Here is a 17,221-nt window from a genome sequence, read left to right as displayed (position 1 = left end):
AAGAATCAGCCAGCAATCGGTCAACTACTCGCTTAAGCGGCTTACGTTTATTCACGGCAGTATCCCACAACACTATCCCTCAAGGAACTCGTCAACGTATGTAATCGCCTGAAGGATATGAAGCAGCCGTGCCCTGTCGCTAAGCGACTCTTTCATAAATCAGCTGCTTTTCGCGGTCGATGAACGGCTTGATAAACGGCGATAGACCATTTGCGCTAACCAGATCGACAGGCCTGTCAAGTAGTTCAGACAGTTGCTCCTGCATGGTTAGAAACTGGTAAAAATCAGCACCACCCGCATAATCGAGTTCCACCAGAATGTCCACGTCGCTACCGTCTGTTTGCTCTCCCCTCGCGACGGAGCCAAACACGTATGCCCGCTTAACAGGCTTGTCGTGAAAATACGTGACTAGTTGCGGAAACATGCGTAGATGACCAGCTTGATTTTAGGACAATATACGGTTTTACCCAAAAAAGAGCGCCCCGACCTGCCTGCGCAAATCGGGACGCTAACTGTTTACAGCCTGACAACCATCGAATTCACCCAGTCAGTGAATTGTTGTCGAGTCAACATACCTTCAGCCACTCGCAGAATTATGTTCTCCTGTTCATCGACGTCGGCCACTAATTCAAACCCGTTCAACACCAGGATTACCTCCATCACAGCATGCCCGATACGCTTATTCCCATCCATGAACGGATGGTTGCAAATGAGAAGATACCCTGCTAGTGCCGCTTTTTCAACAAGGGTAGGATACAGTTCCTGCCCGTCGAATGTAGCAAAAGGCTGTAAAAGAGCCGATTCTACATCGGCTCGATTGCGAACTCCAGAGCTTCCACCTGACTGTTGAATAATACGCTCATGCAACAGAAACGTCTCCTCAAGCGATAGAAAAACCATTAAGCGAGTCGCTCGTATAGTGACTTATTTTTTGTCAGTACGTAATTCATCGCCTGCTCAGTAGCTGACGGCTGCGCAAGCGCTGCACTAATCATCTCCTTCAGCAGTTCATCAACCGTCAGATTGGCTGCCCGCGCTTTCTGTTCCAGCGCTGACAGCTGTTGTTCGGGTAACACCAGTTCGATAGTTGCCATTGCACGTTTCAATTATATCAACTCGCTAACGCTACAACTCACAAAAGCAGTTCTTTCCCCTGCACCAGAGCCGCATCCAGCCCCGACGAATCGGAGCCACCGGCGGTCGCGAAGAAGGGTTGGCCACCACCCCCGCCTTTGATGTTTTTAGCCAGTTCTTTCACCACCTGACCAGCGTTCAGCTTGCGGTCCTGAATCAGTGAATCGGGCAGCATGACGGCCAGTTGGGGCTTGCCGTTGATGTCGGCACCCAGCACCAGCGCGAGGTTGTCGATTTTGGCTTTGAGATCGTAGGCCAGTTGTTTCAACGCATCCGCCGATGGTACGTCGACGCGCTCGACCAGCACCATGTGCCCGTTGGATGGCGTCACTTTATCAAGCAGGCTGTTTTTGATCTGCTGCACTTTCTCGTTTTGCAGGGCCTCGATCTGCTTCTGCAACGCGCTGCGCTCGGTTAGCAAATCCTGCACGGCTTTCACCACGTCCTTCGGTGCTTTCAGAACGTCCTTCAGTTCCGTTACAATCGCCATCTGCTCGTTGACCAGCGTTTCGGCACCCAGCGCAGTCTTGGCTTCGACGCGCCGAACGCCCGTCGATACCGAACCTTCAGCGGTGAACTTGAACAGACCGATATGCCCCGTCCGGTAGACGTGCGTGCCGCCACAGAGTTCGACCGAGTAGCTGGGGTCGAAGGTAATAACCCGGACGAAGTCGCCGTATTTCTCTCCGAACAGGGCCGTAGCGCCCATGTCTTTCGCCTGCGCAATGGGTACGTTACGCTGCTCATCGAGCGGAATGTCTTCGCGAACTTTCTCGTTTACAATCCGCTCGACTTCGGCCAGTTGCTCATCGGTTACTTTCGAAAAGTGCGAGAAGTCGAAGCGCAGGGCGTCGGGACCGACGTATGACCCTTTCTGCGCCACGTGCGTACCCAGTACGTCGCGTAGGGCCGCATGCAACAGGTGCGTCGCCGAGTGGTTAGCGGCAATCTGCGCCCGGCGCGTCGTATCGATTTCGGCGTACACCGAATCAGCGTCGGTCAGCAGGTCGTCGATGTTAGCAACATTCTCAACCAGATGAATAACGAGGTCGTTTTCCTTCTTCGTGTCCAGCACCACCAGCTTACCCGTTACAATACCGCCCGCCGTGAACGTCAGCGTACCGGTATCGCCAATCTGCCCACCCGACTCCGCGTAGAACGGCGTCTTGTCGAGCACAACCTGCACCTGCGTGCCCTGCTTATTCTGAATCTTGCGATACTTCACCACATGGGCGTAATCGGCGGGTTGATCGTAACCGACAAACTCAACCCGATTGTCCATATCGGTCAGGTCGATCCAGTCGCCAGCCGACGACGCGGCATCTTTGCGGGAACGGGTTTTCTGCTCCTGCAACGCCTTTTGAAACCCTTCTTCATCGATACCCAGCCCTTTCTCGCGGGCGATCAGGGCGGTCAGGTCGGCGGGGAAGCCGAAGGTGTCGTTTAGTTCAAAGACCGTTTCGCCAGCAATGGCGTCGCTACCCGTTGCTTTCGTGTCGCTGACGATCTGATCCAGCCGACCCAGACCCGTGCCAAGCGTACGTAGGAAGGCGATTTCTTCTTCGCGGATCACCGTCGCAACGAAATCGCGCTGGGCGTTCAGTTCGGGGAATACCTCGGCAAACTGGATCGCGAGCGTCGGCACCAGCTTGGTCATGAACGGCTCGGTCAGGTTCAGGTACGAATAGCCGTAGCGGATAGCCCGACGCAGGATCCGGCGGATTACGTAACCCGCCTTGCTGTTGCTCGGCACTAGCCCGTCGGCAATGGCAAACGAGACGGCCCGGATGTGGTCGGCGATGACACGCATAGCGACGTCGCCCATGTCGGTGCCAGCCGTGTATTGTTTACCCGACAGTTCTTCGATGACGTGAATCGTACCCGAAAATACGTCGGTGTCGTAGTTCGATTTTTTGCCCTGAATGGCCATGCACAACCGCTCGAAACCCATGCCCGTATCGACGTGCCGGGCGGGCAGCGGCTCCAGCGAACCGTCGGCCTTGCGGTTGAACTGCATGAACACGAGGTTCCAGATTTCAACGACCTGCGGATGGTCGGCGTTGACGAGTTCCTTGCCGGGCTTCTGCGCTACTTCCTCGGGTGAGCGCAGGTCGACGTGGATTTCCGAGCAGGGACCGCACGGCCCCGTATCGCCCATCTCCCAGAAGTTGTCTTTCTTGTTGCCGTAAATAATCCGGTCTTTGCCGACGATGGGCTCCCACAGGTCGAACGCTTCCTGATCGAAGGGCACGTTGTCTTTCTGGTCGCCCTCGAATACTGATACATACAGCCGGTCTTTCGGCAGGCCGTACACCTCCGTCAGCAGTTCCCACGCCCAGTGAATGGCTTCTTTCTTGAAGTAATCGCCAAACGACCAGTTGCCCAGCATCTCGAACATGGTGTGGTGGTAGGTGTCGAAGCCTACGTCTTCCAGGTCGTTGTGCTTACCCGACACGCGCAGACATTTCTGCGTGTCGGCAACACGTTTGGCCGGGGGTGTTCCGTTACCCAGAAAGAAATCCTTGAACTGCGCCATGCCCGAGTTGTTGAACATGAGCGTGGGGTCGTTTTTAGCGACCAGCGGGGCCGACGAAACGATCAGGTGCTGCTTGGACTGGAAGAAGTCGAGAAAATGCCGACGTATTTCGGAAGAAGTCATAGTATGAATAGGGTCAGCCGAAGGCTGTCAGCGTGGGTGCTGACTCGGTCGATTCGATGACCTGTTGCCACAGTACAAGTACCGCTTAATAAACAAATGAATTGAGTCGCAAATTTACAGAGAATCTTGCGGTTTTTTCAGGTGCTTACCTAACCCAACTATGGAACAACCGGAGAAGATGTATTACGGTATCCGGGAAGTATCGGATATGCTGGGCGTCACCGCGCCGACGCTTCGCTTCTACGAAAAGGAATTTCCGTCGTTACAACCCAGAAAAAATAAGTCCGGTGACCGGGTCTATACCCCTACCGATATTGCCCTGCTACGCGAGATCCTGACGCTTACCAAGGATAAGGGATTTACACTGGCGGGAGCGCGCGAGGAGTTGAAAAAGCGCGAACAGCAACGCCACGAAAACGCCCGCTTTCTGGGAAAACTCCGCGAATTGAAGTCGTTTCTGGAGCAAATGCGCATCAGTCTCGATCCACCCGACCCTAACAAACCCGCCGAAGAAGACGAGGATGAGTAAGGAGCGAATCGATGGTGTCAGCTCCGAAACACCAACCCGATATGACGCACAGATTCCCGTTACAACGCCTTTAAAAACGCGACGAGGGCAGCCTGTTCCGAACGGGTCAGGTGCAGGCTATAGGGCGGGAGGGTTTGGTTGGGGAGGTTGAAGCCCAGCCCCTGTCCGCCACCCCGATTGTAGAAATCAATGACTTCTTCGAGCGTACGGTACACGCCGTTGTGCATGTACGGGGCCGTTCGGGCACTGTGCCTGACGGTCGGCGTCTTGAACGCGTAGCGGTGCTCGGCCATGTCTGTCGTGCGAAACCGGCCGAGGTCGGTGTCGAGCGTTTTGTTGGCGGCAGTAGCGGGGGTGCCGAGTACTTCGCTTTCCGTTTTGGCGTAGGCCGGGGGAACGGTGCCGTTGAAGAGCGGGAAGAAATGGCAGGTCGCGCACTGCCCTTTGCCCATAAACAGATTGAAGCCCTGCTGCTCGGCGGGCGTCAGGGCAACGGCCTGCCCGCGCAGGTGCTTGTCGACGCGGGAATCCATTTCCGACAGCGACCGCACGTAACTGGCCAGTGCATTCTTGACGGTTTGTTCGGTCACGCCGGCGGAATAAGCCTTTGCAAACAACTGCCGGTAATGAGCCTGCTGCTGCATAGTCTGCACCGCCGTCGTCAGCGAACCGTGCATCTCCGTTTTGTTGGCAATCACGTCGCCCGCCTGATCTTCCAGATATACCACCCGCGAATCCATAAACTGTGAAGCTTGTAGAGCCGCATTGAGGAGCGTCGGGGCGTTGCGGGCTGCGGAGCCGCTGCCAACTGCCAGACTTTTCGTTTCGCCATCGGTAAAGGCGCGGTCGGGCTGGTGACAGGTGGCACAGGTACGCTGCCCGTTACCCGACAAAACCGGATCGAAAAACAGTAGTTTACCCAATTCGACCCGTTCGGTAGTGGGTCGGTCGTCGGTGCTGCTGACGAAATAAGCCGGGTCGAAGGCGTCGGGGTCATTGAGCGTCCGGGCCGAGGGCGACAACAAGCGATTTTCGCGAAACACCGGGATATCGAGCGATTGCTGGGCGTCGAGCAGGAGGCTGCTGAGCGGATTAGCGCGTTTGGCGATGAACGTCAGCCGGTCGAACTGGTTAAAATCGGGCGATTGCCGAAGCTGGGCGATAGCGTCGGTAAAAGCCCGGTCGAGCTGGAGGCTCAGCGCTTCGTCGCGGTTGCGCAGATCGTAGAAAGTCAGGTGCCGACGCAGGCTTTCGAGGGCTTCCGCTGCTTCCGGAATCGAGGTATGAGCCAGGGGTGCATCGAAGCCGGTAATGCCCAGCGAGATAACCCGAAACACGTCCAGCCGCATCGCATCGAACACATGGCTGTCGGTCATTTCGTTCGTAGCAGCCACTTTGCCCAGCCGCCCTACGTTCGATACAAGCATGGCCGCTTGCTGGACCAGTTCGGCCTGATTGGCCGGGTCATGGGGAAACAGCCCCGCTTCAATGACCTGCAAGCCTTCGGGCTGCTCCACCTTTTTGTCGACCTCATCGACTTCGGGCAGGTTGGCTCCGTTGATGCTTTTCGCCGTTTCGGGATTGTAGAGTTCGGCCAGAAATTCGACCCGCTTCCACGCCAGCCGGGCCGTAAATAACCGCTGCCGGAGTGTGGCTTCCGACTGTCGACTATCGATACCCTGTTTAAGTTGCTGCACCGCCGAATCGAGCCGGGCAAGGTCGGCTACGTACTGCTGATGCACCTGTTGCAGGGGTGTCAGCACCGGCGGTTTTGACAGGCCGTACACCCCAAGCATCAACCCGACCGCCGACACCGCGCAGATCAGCCACCACGGGCTAAGCCGGGTGAGTCGGGGTACTGGCATGGGAACGGTTGGCTGAGCAAGCATGATTTGCAGTTGTTTGGGGGTAAACACAGAGTCACAGAGACAAATCACAGCGTTTATGCGCCGTGGTAAATCTCTGTGACTCTGTGTTTAAAAAATTTTACCGGGGTAAGCCCTTGATAATGACGATCTGGCTACCCTGACGGGCAGAATTGTCGCTGATATTACGCTTGGCTCCGCCGTCGACGCCTTTGTATTTGTCGTCGATCCAGGTGTGCGACTGCATACCGACCGAGAACGTATTGGGTACACCGATAGCGTCCGAGATGTCGATCATGCCGCTGATTTCCCACGACCCTTTGCTCGACATACCACCGACGTTGTATTTAGCCGCGTCGGTTTCGGTCCGGCGGTGGTCAATCACCAGCACTGGCTTCAGCTCACCGCTTTTCAGGTTGTATTGATACAGGTAAGCATCGTGGGTTTCGTCGCCGTAGCCGTTCGGGTCTTCCTGAATGTAAGCGTAGTTCTCCGTAATCGTGATGTTGTCGGGGTCCTGGAAGGTTTTGGCTACACCCGAGCGATCGTCGCCGTCGAGCAGCACCTCCAGCGAACCTTTCGTAGGGTCGTTGGCGTCCAGCGTAACTTTGTAGATCCGGCCGTATTTCGAGCGCGAATAGTCGGCGTTCGTACCAGTGTTATTCTGTCCCGTTACGGTGAAATACACGTTCCGACCGTTGGCGGCATCGCTGCCTTTGCCGTAATCGACGTCTTCTACCCGACCAAACTTCAGTGCTTTCAGATCATTGACTTTCGCGTTGATCTGCGCGCCCGTCAGGGTCTTATGGTTGTCGATTTTGGCAAACTCAACCGGGTACTTCGTCCCGACTTTCATGTCCATTTCTTTCTGGTTGCCGTCGGTGCGCTTCATCATATAGAGCGTACCGTTGTCCAGATCACCCACCGTGCCCGACACGTACATGGCCAGCTGACCGCCGTAGGTATCCGAATCGTCGTCGCCGATTACAATCACCGTTTTGCCAGAGAACGCTGTTTTTGGCAGGGGAACCGCGTTTTCCGCGCTCCACCGACCCAGACCGGCCACTTCTTTCGACATACTCGCCGAGCCAACGTCGCCCCGTGGGTTCACTGCGTGGGTACGCGACTCCTGTCCGCTTTCACCGCAGGTCAGAAACGTAGGGCCAAAGCCGTGCTCTTCGGGCGTAACCATCGTCGCCGAGCAAAGCCGCCACTGCGCGCCGTCGGAGTTGAGGATGTACTCACCTTTGACGGGCTTAAAGGTTTTGTCGAACGTCAGGCGCGACACAGCGAAGTTGTCTTCGTTGTTGACGAGCATCGTGTAAGTACCGTCGGTATTTTTCAGGATACCTTCACCGTCGGCCGAACCACCGAAGATATAGCTTGGCGACTGCGCCAGTTGGTCGTCGCTGCTGATGAGCGAGTACATTTCCAGGTTCTCGAAGCCCGACATTTTCTTAGCCAGTACGGGCGTTACCGACTGATTTTTCAGGACAATGTCCGATGTGGGCTGCGTAGTCGGATTGTTGCTGTCGGGCGTGTTGCAGGCTGCCAGCGCAAAGAGGGAAAGCAGTACGGTAGATGATAGAGCGATAGAGACGCGCATGTTCGTTAAATGTAGATTAAAACGATTCTACAAAGAAACAATTTGCAGATTACCCCAATGTAACCAAACTATTACCGGACTGCTATTATTTGGGGGGCGACCTCACCCCCGGCCCCAGGAGACCTCACCCCCGGCCCCTCTCCTAAAACAGGAGAGGGGAGATGTAAACGACCAACAATCTTTTGTTTTATACCCGTCGCATAGCAGACGCTAGAAAAATAGTCGAAGGCTACGGTGCCGCCAGATGCACCCCTCTCCTGTTTTAGGAGAGGGGCCGGGGGTGAGGTCAGCCCCCAACCACACGGCTATATCCAAAAACTTCGTAGTTTGGGCACATTAACACCGTTTCTGTGCCCACCGACCTTCATTCATCCATTGCGCTGACGCTTGTTCCGGGCGTCGGCAGCATCCTGCTTCGGCAGCTCGTCAGCTATTGCGGCTCCCCAGCCAGTGTGTTCACTACGCCCCCGGCCCGACTCCTTCGTATTCCCGGCATCGGCGAGGTTACGGTCCGCGCTTTACTCCGGGCCGACGTTCAGCGCGAAGCCGAAGCCGTCGTCAAACGGCTCGACGCCATGCGGGCTACGGCCCTGTTTTACACCGACGCCGACTACCCCACCCGTCTGAAAGGGCTGTACGACGCCCCCGCCCTGCTGTATTGGCAAGGGGGTGGCTCGCTCAACGCGAATCGCACAATCGGAGTTGTTGGCACGCGACAGGCGACAGACTACGGGCGACGAATAACGGGCGAACTCGTCGAAGCACTGGCCCCGCTGGGTGTCAACATCATCAGCGGACTGGCCTATGGGATCGACATTGCCGCCCACCGCGCCAGCCTGATTCACAACGCGCCCACCGTGGGGGTAATGGCGAGTGGCCTTGATATCATCTACCCGAATGTGCACCAGAAAACGGCGCAGGATATGCTTGGTCTGGGTGGACTGCTCACTGAAAGTCCGCCGGGGACCAAACCCAATCCACACCTGTTTCCCGCCCGCAACCGCATCATCGCTGGCATCAGCGACGCCGTCGTGGTGGTCGAAGCAGCCGCGAAAGGGGGCGCGCTCATCACGGCCGAATACGCCAACAACTACCACCGCGACGTATTTGCCGTGCCGGGCCAGCTAAGCCAGACTTTCTCGGCGGGTTGTAACAAACTCATCCGCGAGCACAAAGCGCAGATTTACACGAGCCCCAGCGACCTGATCAGTGCAATGAACTGGGAGCAATCGGCGGGCGTATTGCCAATGACCCACACCCCCCCGCCCCTGCCGCTCGACCTGACCAACGAAGAAAGTCAGGTACTGGCCCTGCTGCGGAAACATACCGATATGCACGTTGATGAGCTTAGCTGGCAAACGCAGATCCCGATGAACCGGCTGGCGGCTCTGCTCCTCAATCTGGAGTTTCGGGGGTTTGTACGGGCAAAGCCGGGAAAGACGTTTGCGGCAGTGCTGACGTAGGCATTTCATCTTTCAGATGCACACCGGATAGTTGGCGGGTGTGCATCTGATCGAGCAGCCACAGCAGTTTCCCAACGGCAGCCTCGGCAGGAAAACCTTCCGGCCGGATATTCGACACGCAGTTACGCGACTCGTCGGTCAGGCCGGGGCGGGGCTGGTAGGTCAGGTACGCGCCCAGGCTGTCGGGCGACGATAGCCCCGGCCGTTCACCAATCAGCACCACCAGCAAACTGGCCCCGAACGCATTACCGATGGCATCGCCGATAGCCACGCGCCCCTGCTCCACCACGCAGACGGGTGCCAGCGACCACCCCCGGCTTCTGGCCCCGGCCGCCAGCCCCAGCACCACCGGCAGGGCGTGCTGCTGCACTGCCGTCGCCGACAGGCCATCGGCAACAACAATCACCAGTGTTGCTTCCTGATCTCGGTGGTGCAGCTCCGCCTGCGACGCATCACTTAACTGCCGCCCCAGATCGGGGCGTTTGAGGTAGGTAATTCGGTCGGGGGCGCGGCTGGTCAGGTGGAGCGCGTCGAGGTTGTTTTGGGCGAGAGCGGCAAGGAGCGTACGGGTGTCGAGCGTAGCGTGAACGGCATCGCGGGCGCGGGCGTGGTCGAGCTGAAAGTCGAGCAGGGCGCGGGTAGGCAGGCTGTTCCCGGCGCGGCCCTGCGCGATACGGGCGGCTGTGTGGGTACGCAGAAACGCCCAGGCATCAGAGCCGTCGGGGTATTCGCTGGGTTCGCTCATCACTCCCTGTTATCAGTGCTGTCGCCTGCGAGCCGGGTATTTTCGGCAGCGACGGCGTGTGTGGGATAAAGGTACTCGATTCTGGTCAATGCCCCGATAGCCTACACTGACGATACGCGGTCAACGCTCGATCACCATCGAGCGTATCTTTCCATCCTCGAAGTGATATACGTGGCTCAGTTGCTCATCGCTTATAACCTGACCAGTCAGATCACGGATAAGCTGACGAACCGTAACTGCAACCCGACCGTCTGGCCGTACTGCAAAGGCAAGCGGCTCCACCGTCGGGTCGATCTGTTTCCACTGACGAAGCCAATAGGCCCGCACTTCATCATGACCCGCCACATACCCGCCTTCCCACCCGTTGGGCCAGGCCACATCGGTATGCATATGAGCCAGGACGGCATCGATGTGCCGGGCGTTGAAATCCTGATAGAGCTGATGGATAAGGGTTTGATCCTGCATGGCCTGACGATTGCGTTTTGATCTGTTAGCAATGCGTCAAAGCTACGCCAGAGCCAGCCCGGCCAATGGTCGGTGGCAGTTGAGCGTTTATCGGATTTTCTTGAGAAACCGGTGCCGCTTCATGCCCGCCGGGGCGACCCATCACCTGTGTGTGCGTCGGTACTGTTTCGTCAGCGAACGCAGTATGGCGGGTGGCAACGGTTGCCCCTGTTCATAAGCTAGTAAAACGGCTTCCTCCCGTTTTCGGTTGTAGCGAATCCGTTTGACGAGTCCGAAGGTGGTAATCAGCAAGCCGGGGGATGCTAGTTGTAACGTAAACGAAGCAATCCTGCCCGGATCAGGTTTTGTCCCGACAAGGCCACTAACAAGATTAACGAGCGCCACAGTCGGTATCACAAACACGCCCGCCACGCCGACGGTCAACAGGCCCACGTTAACCGCATACCCGGCACCGTCGCGTTTGGCAGCAAAGAGTTGACGCACTGCCTGTAATGTATCGTAGCTTTCAGCATAGTAGACGACAGGCTTGGCGGCAACGGAGTCAGCCTCATTGCTACTTTGAGCATACCCCGACAGCGCAAAGCTGAGATAAAACACCAATGGTAGATAGTTGCCGCGCATTTTCTGGTTATGTACGTTACATTAATTCGACTGTGCAGTTACCTGTGTTTTTCCCGGAAGCGTTTTAGAACTACACGTATGTTATGTGAATCAGTTAAGAATATTTATTCCGCTCATTATGCCCCTTAAAATGAAATGGTGTGAATCCTATTCAGTGAGTCAATCGATTTAATCTAACTAATTCTTTCCGGTTTGTTTCTTTTGTCAAAGTACAAATGCTAGTGTAAAACATATCTAGTATACTTTCTTTTATCACTTTTCTGATAGTGTCCTTTTGCTCCCAGTTAGTAGCGTATACAATATATTCTTTACCGATTTTGAAGGCGTATCCACAGTCAGCTCCATCTTGACCAGTGATAATGGATACCGTATCAGGTGTGTTAACTGGAGATTTGTACTTATTCTTGATAACAAGCCTGAATAACTTTTGAGGCCAAGGAAATTCAGGAGCTATGTAGTCAGTCACGCTAATGACTTTACCCTTGACAGCCAGACTTGAAGAATTCAGCTCATCTTTAAGTGTCCATGTTGGATTTCTAACACAACCACAAGCATAGGTCACTATGCTCGTAGTTGATAGAAGAAACGCTATAGCAAAGGTAGGATAGCTAAATTTCATCAATATGACCTCTTGTTGAGTTATTTTATATTAATCAGTGTTGGAAAGTTGTTCAACAGTCGCTTTTGAGATACTAAAAGGTGTTGCTAGTGTCCTCAAAACTTCAGCCTTTGTCCCCATATCTAACATATTCCAATCGTTTATGTGGGCTAAATGAATTTTTAGGTTTTGAAAACTCTGATTATCATCCTCTATTGAACCGAACACTAGTCTATAATCAGGTTTGATTTTTTGGTAATAGGGTTCTAATTCCTTGCTAACTCGCTCAAGCAATTTTCCTGATGAGGGAGATCCGGCCAAATACTGAGCATCATAATCGGTGTAGGAGAATTTAATAAAAGTTAACGCCTTTTGAAGGAAAATAAGGTCTAGTGTGTCATCAATCACAATGGCCATTCTTTTATACGGTCAAACGTTGTGTTATTTACAACCAGTGATGAATCAGGGAAATCGGTTTGGCACCAGCGTTTCCGGCTGTAAAATCCTACCACCGATTGCCGCTATCGAATAGCAACTGTAGTCGGGTTCATTGCTTCACTTTATCAATTACCCGGATTAGTGAGTATCGGTACGGCAGCGCATCCATGTACCCTTCGTTGGGCAACGTTTGACGCCATACTTCCACCGTATATCGATAGCCAGGTTCGTACGAGAATCCCTCGATACCTTCGTACATAAATAACCATCGTTCGCTGTCGTTATGGCGGACCAAAAAGCATTTACGTGGCTCCAGAATGATACAATCGCCCAGTTTACTATCAAGTTGAAACGTTAGTCGGACGGGGGGTTCCGGCCCAACTCGCTTCTCGCAGGCAATTACCGCCAGTAGTAAAACAAACGTGAGTACGCGTCCGGTGACCATAGGTTGTGAACTTAAAGCGTTGATAGAGATGCTACAAGCCGATGACCCGTTTGAACCGGCTGGAGTTGTAACGCATCATTGACAATGCCCATGTTCAGCAGCCACTGTTCAAATTCCGGAGCCGGGCGTCGGTTGAGCTGTTGCCGGAGGTAGAGGGCGTCATGGAAGCTGGTGCTCTGGTAGTGCAGCATTACGTCGTCGGCACCGGGGATACCCATGATAAACGTTACCCCGGCCGCACCAAGCACCGTCAGCAGCGTATCCATATCGTCCTGATCGGCTTCGGCGTGGTTGGTGTAGCAGATGTCGACGCCCATCGGCAGGCCCAGCAGTTTCCCGCAGAAATGGTCTTCCAGCCCCGCCCGGATAATCTGCTTGCCGTCGTAGAGATATTCTGGGCCAATAAACCCGACGACCGAATTGACAAGTAGCGGGTCGAACGCCCGCGCAACGGCATAGGCCCGCGCTTCGACGGTCTGCTGATCGACACCGTGGTGGGCATTGGCCGACAGCGCACTCCCCTGCCCTGTTTCAAAATACATTACGTTTTGGCCCAGCGTACCCCGGTTCAGCGACCGGGTCGCGTCGAACCCTTCGCGGAGTAGTACCAGATTTACCCCAAACGACGTATTGACGCCCTCTGTACCGCCGATACTCTGAAACGCCAGATCAACGGGCGCCCCCTGTTCGATGGCCTGAATCGTCGTAGTCAGATGGCTCAGGATGCAGGTCTGGGTGGGGATGGCGAAACGTTCGCGGACTGAATCGAGCAGGTGCAACAGCCGGATGGTCGTTTGCAGGTGGTCGGTGGCGGGGTTGATGCCGATAACCGCGTCGCCGGAACCGTACAGCAGCCCATCGACCAGACTGGCGGCAATACCACGGGCATCGTCGGTGGGGTGGTTGGGCTGGAGCCGGGTGCTGAGTCGCCCGTGCAGCCCGATGGTATTACGAAACCGCGTAACGATCTCGCATTTGCTGGCGACGGCAATCAAATCCTGATTACGCATCAGCTTCGAGACAGCCGCCACCATTTCGGGCGTCAGCCCCCGGTGTAATGCCCGCAGCGTATCGGTCGTGGTAGTGTAGCTAAGCAGGTAGTTGCGCAACTCGCCGACGGTCAGGTGGCGAACCGGCGCGAACGCCAATGCGTCGTGCGTGTCGACGATCAGCCGGGTGACTTCGTCGTGCTCGTAGGGGACAACGGTATCCGACAGAAAATGGGTCAGTGGAAGATCGGCCAGTGCCAGCTGAGCAGCAACGCGCTCTTCGGCCGACTGCGCCGACACCCCCGCCAGTTCATCGCCCGACCGGGGTGGGCTGGCCCGGGCCAACAGCGTTTTCAGGTCTTCAAAAACGTAGGTTCGCTGACGAACCGTGTGGCGAAACGACATACGGGCAGTGGCTCAGTCCCGACGAAGATACGTCAGTTCAGGCCACTACCCGTATGAAACGGGCTATTTTTTACGCTGTTCGTATGGTCCGTCGGGTACGGCGCATCGGTTGGGGCGGAACTAGTTCTTCGGTCACTTCCACCGTTTCGTCGGTCCCGTCGACTTCGAGGACGTACCGCCCATTGTCGTATACGACCCGCGCACGGGGCATATTGGCGTAGAAGTACAAATACTTGGGCTCCTGTTGCCGCCAGACGCTACCATCGACAAACGTGAACCGAGTGTCCAGATTCCGAAAGCCACGAAATGGGCCTTTCAATTTCCCCACTTTTACCACCATTTTCCGTTACCGTTGAGTTAACTAACATACGTATATACGTTAATAACAGTCTTTCTGTTGCCTAGGGTTAGTCGTCATAGAAAGAACTGATAATACGGTCCGCCATCATGCCCGATCGGGGGCATAGTAGCGCTGCTGATCGTCGGTGCGCCAGCATCAATGCACAGCATCGCAGGCCGGGCAAGGCAGTGTTTTAGGCTGCCAGAGAATGCAGGCCCCATTTCTCGATTCTGACGTATACACTGAACCGTGTAGCTACACCAACAGTTTATAGATTTAGAACACCCAACCTCCCGATCCATCATGATGTAGAGCGGTTTGCGGCTCAACGGTGTTAAACCCAACAGCACGGATTATCAGCTTTCGCATCGGCGTAACCCCTGCCCGATCCGGTCGACTACCGGGTTGACAGCCAATCCCGCCCGTGAACAAAAAACATGCGCTAGCTTTATATGTTTCCCTGTATGAATGACCTACGATAATGAGCGAACGATTACAATTACCCAACGAAATAGGCCGGTTAACTGCTCTTAACCAATACAATGTCCTTGATTCGCTACCCGAGCAGGAGTACGATGACATTACCCGACTGGCCGCCGAAGTCTGCCAGATGCCCATCGCGTTGATAACCCTGGTCGACGAGGACCGTCAGTGGTTCAAATCCCGCCAGGGGTTCCCGCTGACGCAAACGCCCGTTCAGCATTCATTTTGCGCCCACGCCATCACGCAGCCCACCCAAACGATGATTGTGACGGACGCCCGGCAGGATGATCGCTTCAGCGACAACCCACTGGTGACCGGTGAACACAATATCGTTTTCTACGCGGGGGCTCCCATCGTGAACAAGGAAGGCATAGCACTGGGGTCATTGTGTGTAATCGACAACGAACCGCGCCAGCTCAGGCCCTCGCAACTGCAAGCGTTACAGGCCCTCGCCAGGCAGGTGATGACCTTACTCGAACTGCGCAGAGCCAACCACGATCTGATGCTGCGCGAAGCGCAGATACAGGCCGAAATCCGCCTGCAACAGCAGACGCAACAGGCCCTGGCAACGAGCGAACTTAAATTTCGCAGCCTGATCGATGAAGCACCCGTAGCCACCAGTCTGTACGTGGGTCAGGAGTTTCGCGTCGAACTCGCCAACACCCCCATGCTGACCTATTGGGGTAAGGATCGGTCAGTCATCGGCAAGCCCCTGATCGCTGCGTTGCCGGAACTGGACGGACAATCCTTCCTGGCTATTCTGGATAATGTATTTTCAACCGGCAAATCCTACGAAGCCCGCAACGCCCCCGCTACTTTGCTCGTCGGCGGAGTACTGCGCACCTACTACTTCGACTATACGTACAAACCCCTCCGTAACCCGGCCGGCGAAGTCTATGCCATCATGAACATGGCCGTCGACGTGACGGCTCAGGTCATGGCCCGCCAGCAGCTGGAGGAAAGCGAAGCCCGTTTCCGGAACGTAGTCGAGCAGTCGCTATCACCGATTTGTATTCTGAAGGGCGAAGCACTGGTTCTTGAACTGGGCAACCAGCCCCTGCTCGACATATGGGGCCTAGGCTGGGAAGCGCTGGGCCAGCCGCTGCTGACGACCTTGCCCGAGCTAAACGACCAGCCCATCGTCGGGTGGTTGCAGCAGGTGTTCCGTACGGGGGTAACGCTACAGCTTCAGGATATACCCGCCTACTTCATCAGCAACGACGGCGTACGGAAGGATCGGTATTTCAACTTCGTTTTCCAGCCGTGGCGCGAGTCTGACAATACCATCACGGGCGTAATGGTCATGGCCACCGACGTTACCGATCAGCTTCGGGATCGGCAGGCACTTGCCGCCAGTGAAAACAGCTACAAACTACTGGCTACCGAGCTGGAACAGCGGGTCAGCGAGCGTACGCAGGAACTTACGTACGTCAATCAGGACCTGCTCCGCTCGAACGAAAACCTACAGCAGTTTGCTTATGTCGCGTCGCACGACCTACAGGAGCCGTTGCGCAAAATTCAATCGTTCAGCACCCTGCTCGACGAGCGATTCGGTGACAACCTGGGTGACGAAGGCCGCGATTACCTGAATAGAATGTGCTCGGCTGGTGCCCGGATGTCGAATCTCATTCGGGATCTGCTGGCCTTTTCCCGCATCGCCACCCGGCAGCAGGCATTCGAGCCCGTTTCGCTGTCGACAATCGTAGCCGAGGTGTTACGCACGCTGGAACTGACCATTGCCGAACGCGATGCCCAGCTGACCATCGGCGAGCTACCCGTCGTCAACGGCGATGAGTCGCAGCTTAGTCAGCTACTCCAGAATCTGCTTTCCAACGCTCTCAAGTTCACGCCCGCCGGTCAGCGGCCGGTGGTTTCCGTACAGGCTCGCTACTGCAAACGGTCTGAGCTGCCGCCCCACCTGCGCCCAACCAGTTCGGCCGCGCGATTCTGCCACCTTACGGTTACCGACCAGGGTATCGGTTTCGACGAAAAGTACACCGAACGAATCTTTCAGGTATTTCAACGGCTGCACGGAAAGCAGCAATACGTGGGTACGGGCGTGGGACTAGCCATCTGCCAGCGGGTGGTCGACAACCACGGCGGCAGTATCACGGCCCAAAGCAAACCCGGTCAGGGAGCCGTCTTCTCTGTCTATTTGCCAATGCCGCTGTCGGACTAGACCGGGACCGGGTACTAGCGCAGACCCGCTGCTACCACCGCCATTTTCTGTTGCCAAAACGGCCTGTCAGGTTGCTGTGTACTCGTCAAACAGATACAGCAACCTGACAGGCCGTTTCGTTACGCCCTATTTTCAGACACGTGTATCAGGCTGATCCCATCCCTATCAATTGGCTCAACATATTTTTTTTGCACGGTTTTTACTTTCGTACCACTTTAATAGTATTTTTATATCCCCTTTCTATAATTGATTAACTT

Annotated in this window: 17 protein-coding genes; 3 read left to right on the top strand and 14 right to left on the bottom strand. The window is 55.4% G+C overall.

Annotated features, from left to right (window positions below):
- Positions 1 to 139 precede the first annotated feature (139 nt).
- The 4 genes from mntA to alaS all read right to left on the bottom strand — a co-directional run bounded on the left by mntA (position 140) and on the right by alaS (position 3,793).
- Positions 140 to 424: a type VII toxin-antitoxin system MntA family adenylyltransferase antitoxin gene (gene mntA, locus HH216_RS16880; RefSeq protein ID WP_169551864.1), complete on the bottom strand. Its 285-nt coding sequence runs from the start codon at positions 422 to 424 to the stop codon at positions 140 to 142.
- 92 nt (positions 425 to 516) lie between these two features.
- A complete protein-coding gene (locus HH216_RS16875; RefSeq protein ID WP_169551863.1) occupies positions 517 to 900 on the bottom strand; it encodes a type II toxin-antitoxin system death-on-curing family toxin in 384 nt (127 codons plus the stop codon).
- A complete protein-coding gene (locus tag HH216_RS16870) occupies positions 900 to 1,094 on the bottom strand; it encodes a DNA-binding protein (RefSeq protein WP_169551862.1) in 195 nt (64 codons plus the stop codon). Before HH216_RS16870 ends, HH216_RS16875 begins: the two co-directional genes overlap by 1 nt.
- A gap of 38 nt (positions 1,095 to 1,132) precedes the next feature.
- Positions 1,133 to 3,793 carry an alanine--tRNA ligase gene (gene alaS, locus HH216_RS16865; RefSeq protein WP_169551861.1) on the bottom strand — a complete coding sequence of 887 codons (2,661 nt, stop codon included), beginning with the start codon at positions 3,791 to 3,793 and terminating at the stop codon, positions 1,133 to 1,135.
- A gap of 160 nt (positions 3,794 to 3,953) precedes the next feature.
- Here alaS and HH216_RS16860 point away from each other — a divergent pair, with 160 nt between their 5' ends.
- Complete coding sequence (locus tag HH216_RS16860) at positions 3,954 to 4,322, top strand: MerR family transcriptional regulator (protein ID WP_169551860.1); 369 nt, start codon at positions 3,954 to 3,956, stop codon at positions 4,320 to 4,322.
- 59 nt (positions 4,323 to 4,381) lie between these two features.
- Here HH216_RS16860 and HH216_RS16855 read toward each other — a convergent pair whose 3' ends face one another.
- Together HH216_RS16855 and HH216_RS16850 are read right to left on the bottom strand one after the other, a co-directional pair.
- Positions 4,382 to 6,211 carry a cytochrome c peroxidase gene (locus HH216_RS16855; RefSeq protein ID WP_254448475.1) on the bottom strand — a complete coding sequence of 610 codons (1,830 nt, stop codon included), beginning with the start codon at positions 6,209 to 6,211 and terminating at the stop codon, positions 4,382 to 4,384.
- Positions 6,212 to 6,308: 97 nt separating this feature from the next.
- Entirely contained in the window at positions 6,309 to 7,793 is a 1,485-nt protein-coding gene (locus HH216_RS16850; protein ID WP_169551859.1) for a PhoX family protein, read from the bottom strand.
- 350 nt (positions 7,794 to 8,143) lie between these two features.
- On the opposite strand from HH216_RS16850, the gene dprA reads away from it, so the two are divergent.
- Positions 8,144 to 9,256: a DNA-processing protein DprA gene (dprA, locus tag HH216_RS16845; protein WP_169551858.1), complete on the top strand. Its 1,113-nt coding sequence runs from the start codon at positions 8,144 to 8,146 to the stop codon at positions 9,254 to 9,256.
- Here dprA and eutC read toward each other — a convergent pair.
- From eutC to HH216_RS16805, 8 genes are all read right to left on the bottom strand, one after another.
- Complete coding sequence (eutC, locus tag HH216_RS16840; RefSeq protein ID WP_169551857.1) at positions 9,189 to 10,001, bottom strand: ethanolamine ammonia-lyase subunit EutC; 813 nt, start codon at positions 9,999 to 10,001, stop codon at positions 9,189 to 9,191. The two genes, dprA and eutC, sit on opposite strands and share 68 nt — an antisense overlap.
- Before the next feature lie 120 nt (positions 10,002 to 10,121).
- Positions 10,122 to 10,391 carry a nuclear transport factor 2 family protein gene (locus tag HH216_RS16835; RefSeq protein ID WP_254448842.1) on the bottom strand — a complete coding sequence of 90 codons (270 nt, stop codon included), beginning with the start codon at positions 10,389 to 10,391 and terminating at the stop codon, positions 10,122 to 10,124.
- A 216-nt stretch (positions 10,392 to 10,607) separates the two neighbouring features.
- On the bottom strand, positions 10,608 to 11,087 hold the full coding sequence (locus HH216_RS16830) for a hypothetical protein (protein WP_169551855.1): 480 nt from the start codon (positions 11,085 to 11,087) through the stop codon (positions 10,608 to 10,610).
- Between the two features lie 151 nt (positions 11,088 to 11,238).
- A complete protein-coding gene (locus tag HH216_RS16825) occupies positions 11,239 to 11,706 on the bottom strand; it encodes a hypothetical protein (protein ID WP_169551854.1) in 468 nt (155 codons plus the stop codon).
- A gap of 30 nt (positions 11,707 to 11,736) precedes the next feature.
- Positions 11,737 to 12,102 carry a hypothetical protein gene (locus HH216_RS16820; protein WP_169551853.1) on the bottom strand — a complete coding sequence of 122 codons (366 nt, stop codon included), beginning with the start codon at positions 12,100 to 12,102 and terminating at the stop codon, positions 11,737 to 11,739.
- Positions 12,103 to 12,232: 130 nt separating this feature from the next.
- A complete protein-coding gene (locus tag HH216_RS16815) occupies positions 12,233 to 12,568 on the bottom strand; it encodes a DUF4377 domain-containing protein (RefSeq protein WP_169551852.1) in 336 nt (111 codons plus the stop codon).
- An 11-nt stretch (positions 12,569 to 12,579) separates the two neighbouring features.
- On the bottom strand, positions 12,580 to 13,962 hold the full coding sequence (locus tag HH216_RS16810) for an ethanolamine ammonia-lyase subunit EutB (RefSeq protein ID WP_169551851.1): 1,383 nt from the start codon (positions 13,960 to 13,962) through the stop codon (positions 12,580 to 12,582).
- A gap of 70 nt (positions 13,963 to 14,032) precedes the next feature.
- On the bottom strand, positions 14,033 to 14,281 hold the full coding sequence (locus tag HH216_RS16805) for a hypothetical protein (RefSeq protein ID WP_169551850.1): 249 nt from the start codon (positions 14,279 to 14,281) through the stop codon (positions 14,033 to 14,035).
- Positions 14,282 to 14,783: 502 nt separating this feature from the next.
- Between HH216_RS16805 and HH216_RS16800 the strand changes: the two genes are divergently transcribed.
- The gene (locus HH216_RS16800) at positions 14,784 to 16,964 is read left to right on the top strand and encodes a GAF domain-containing sensor histidine kinase (protein ID WP_169551849.1); all 2,181 of its coding nucleotides are present in this window, start codon (positions 14,784 to 14,786) and stop codon (positions 16,962 to 16,964) included.
- Positions 16,965 to 17,221 lie beyond the last annotated feature (257 nt).

This window comes from Spirosoma rhododendri (assembly GCF_012849055.1).
Taxonomy (GTDB): Bacteria; Bacteroidota; Bacteroidia; order Cytophagales; family Spirosomataceae; genus Spirosoma; species Spirosoma rhododendri.
Note: the sequence above shows the minus strand (reverse complement) of the source record. Positions and strands in the feature narration are given on the sequence as shown.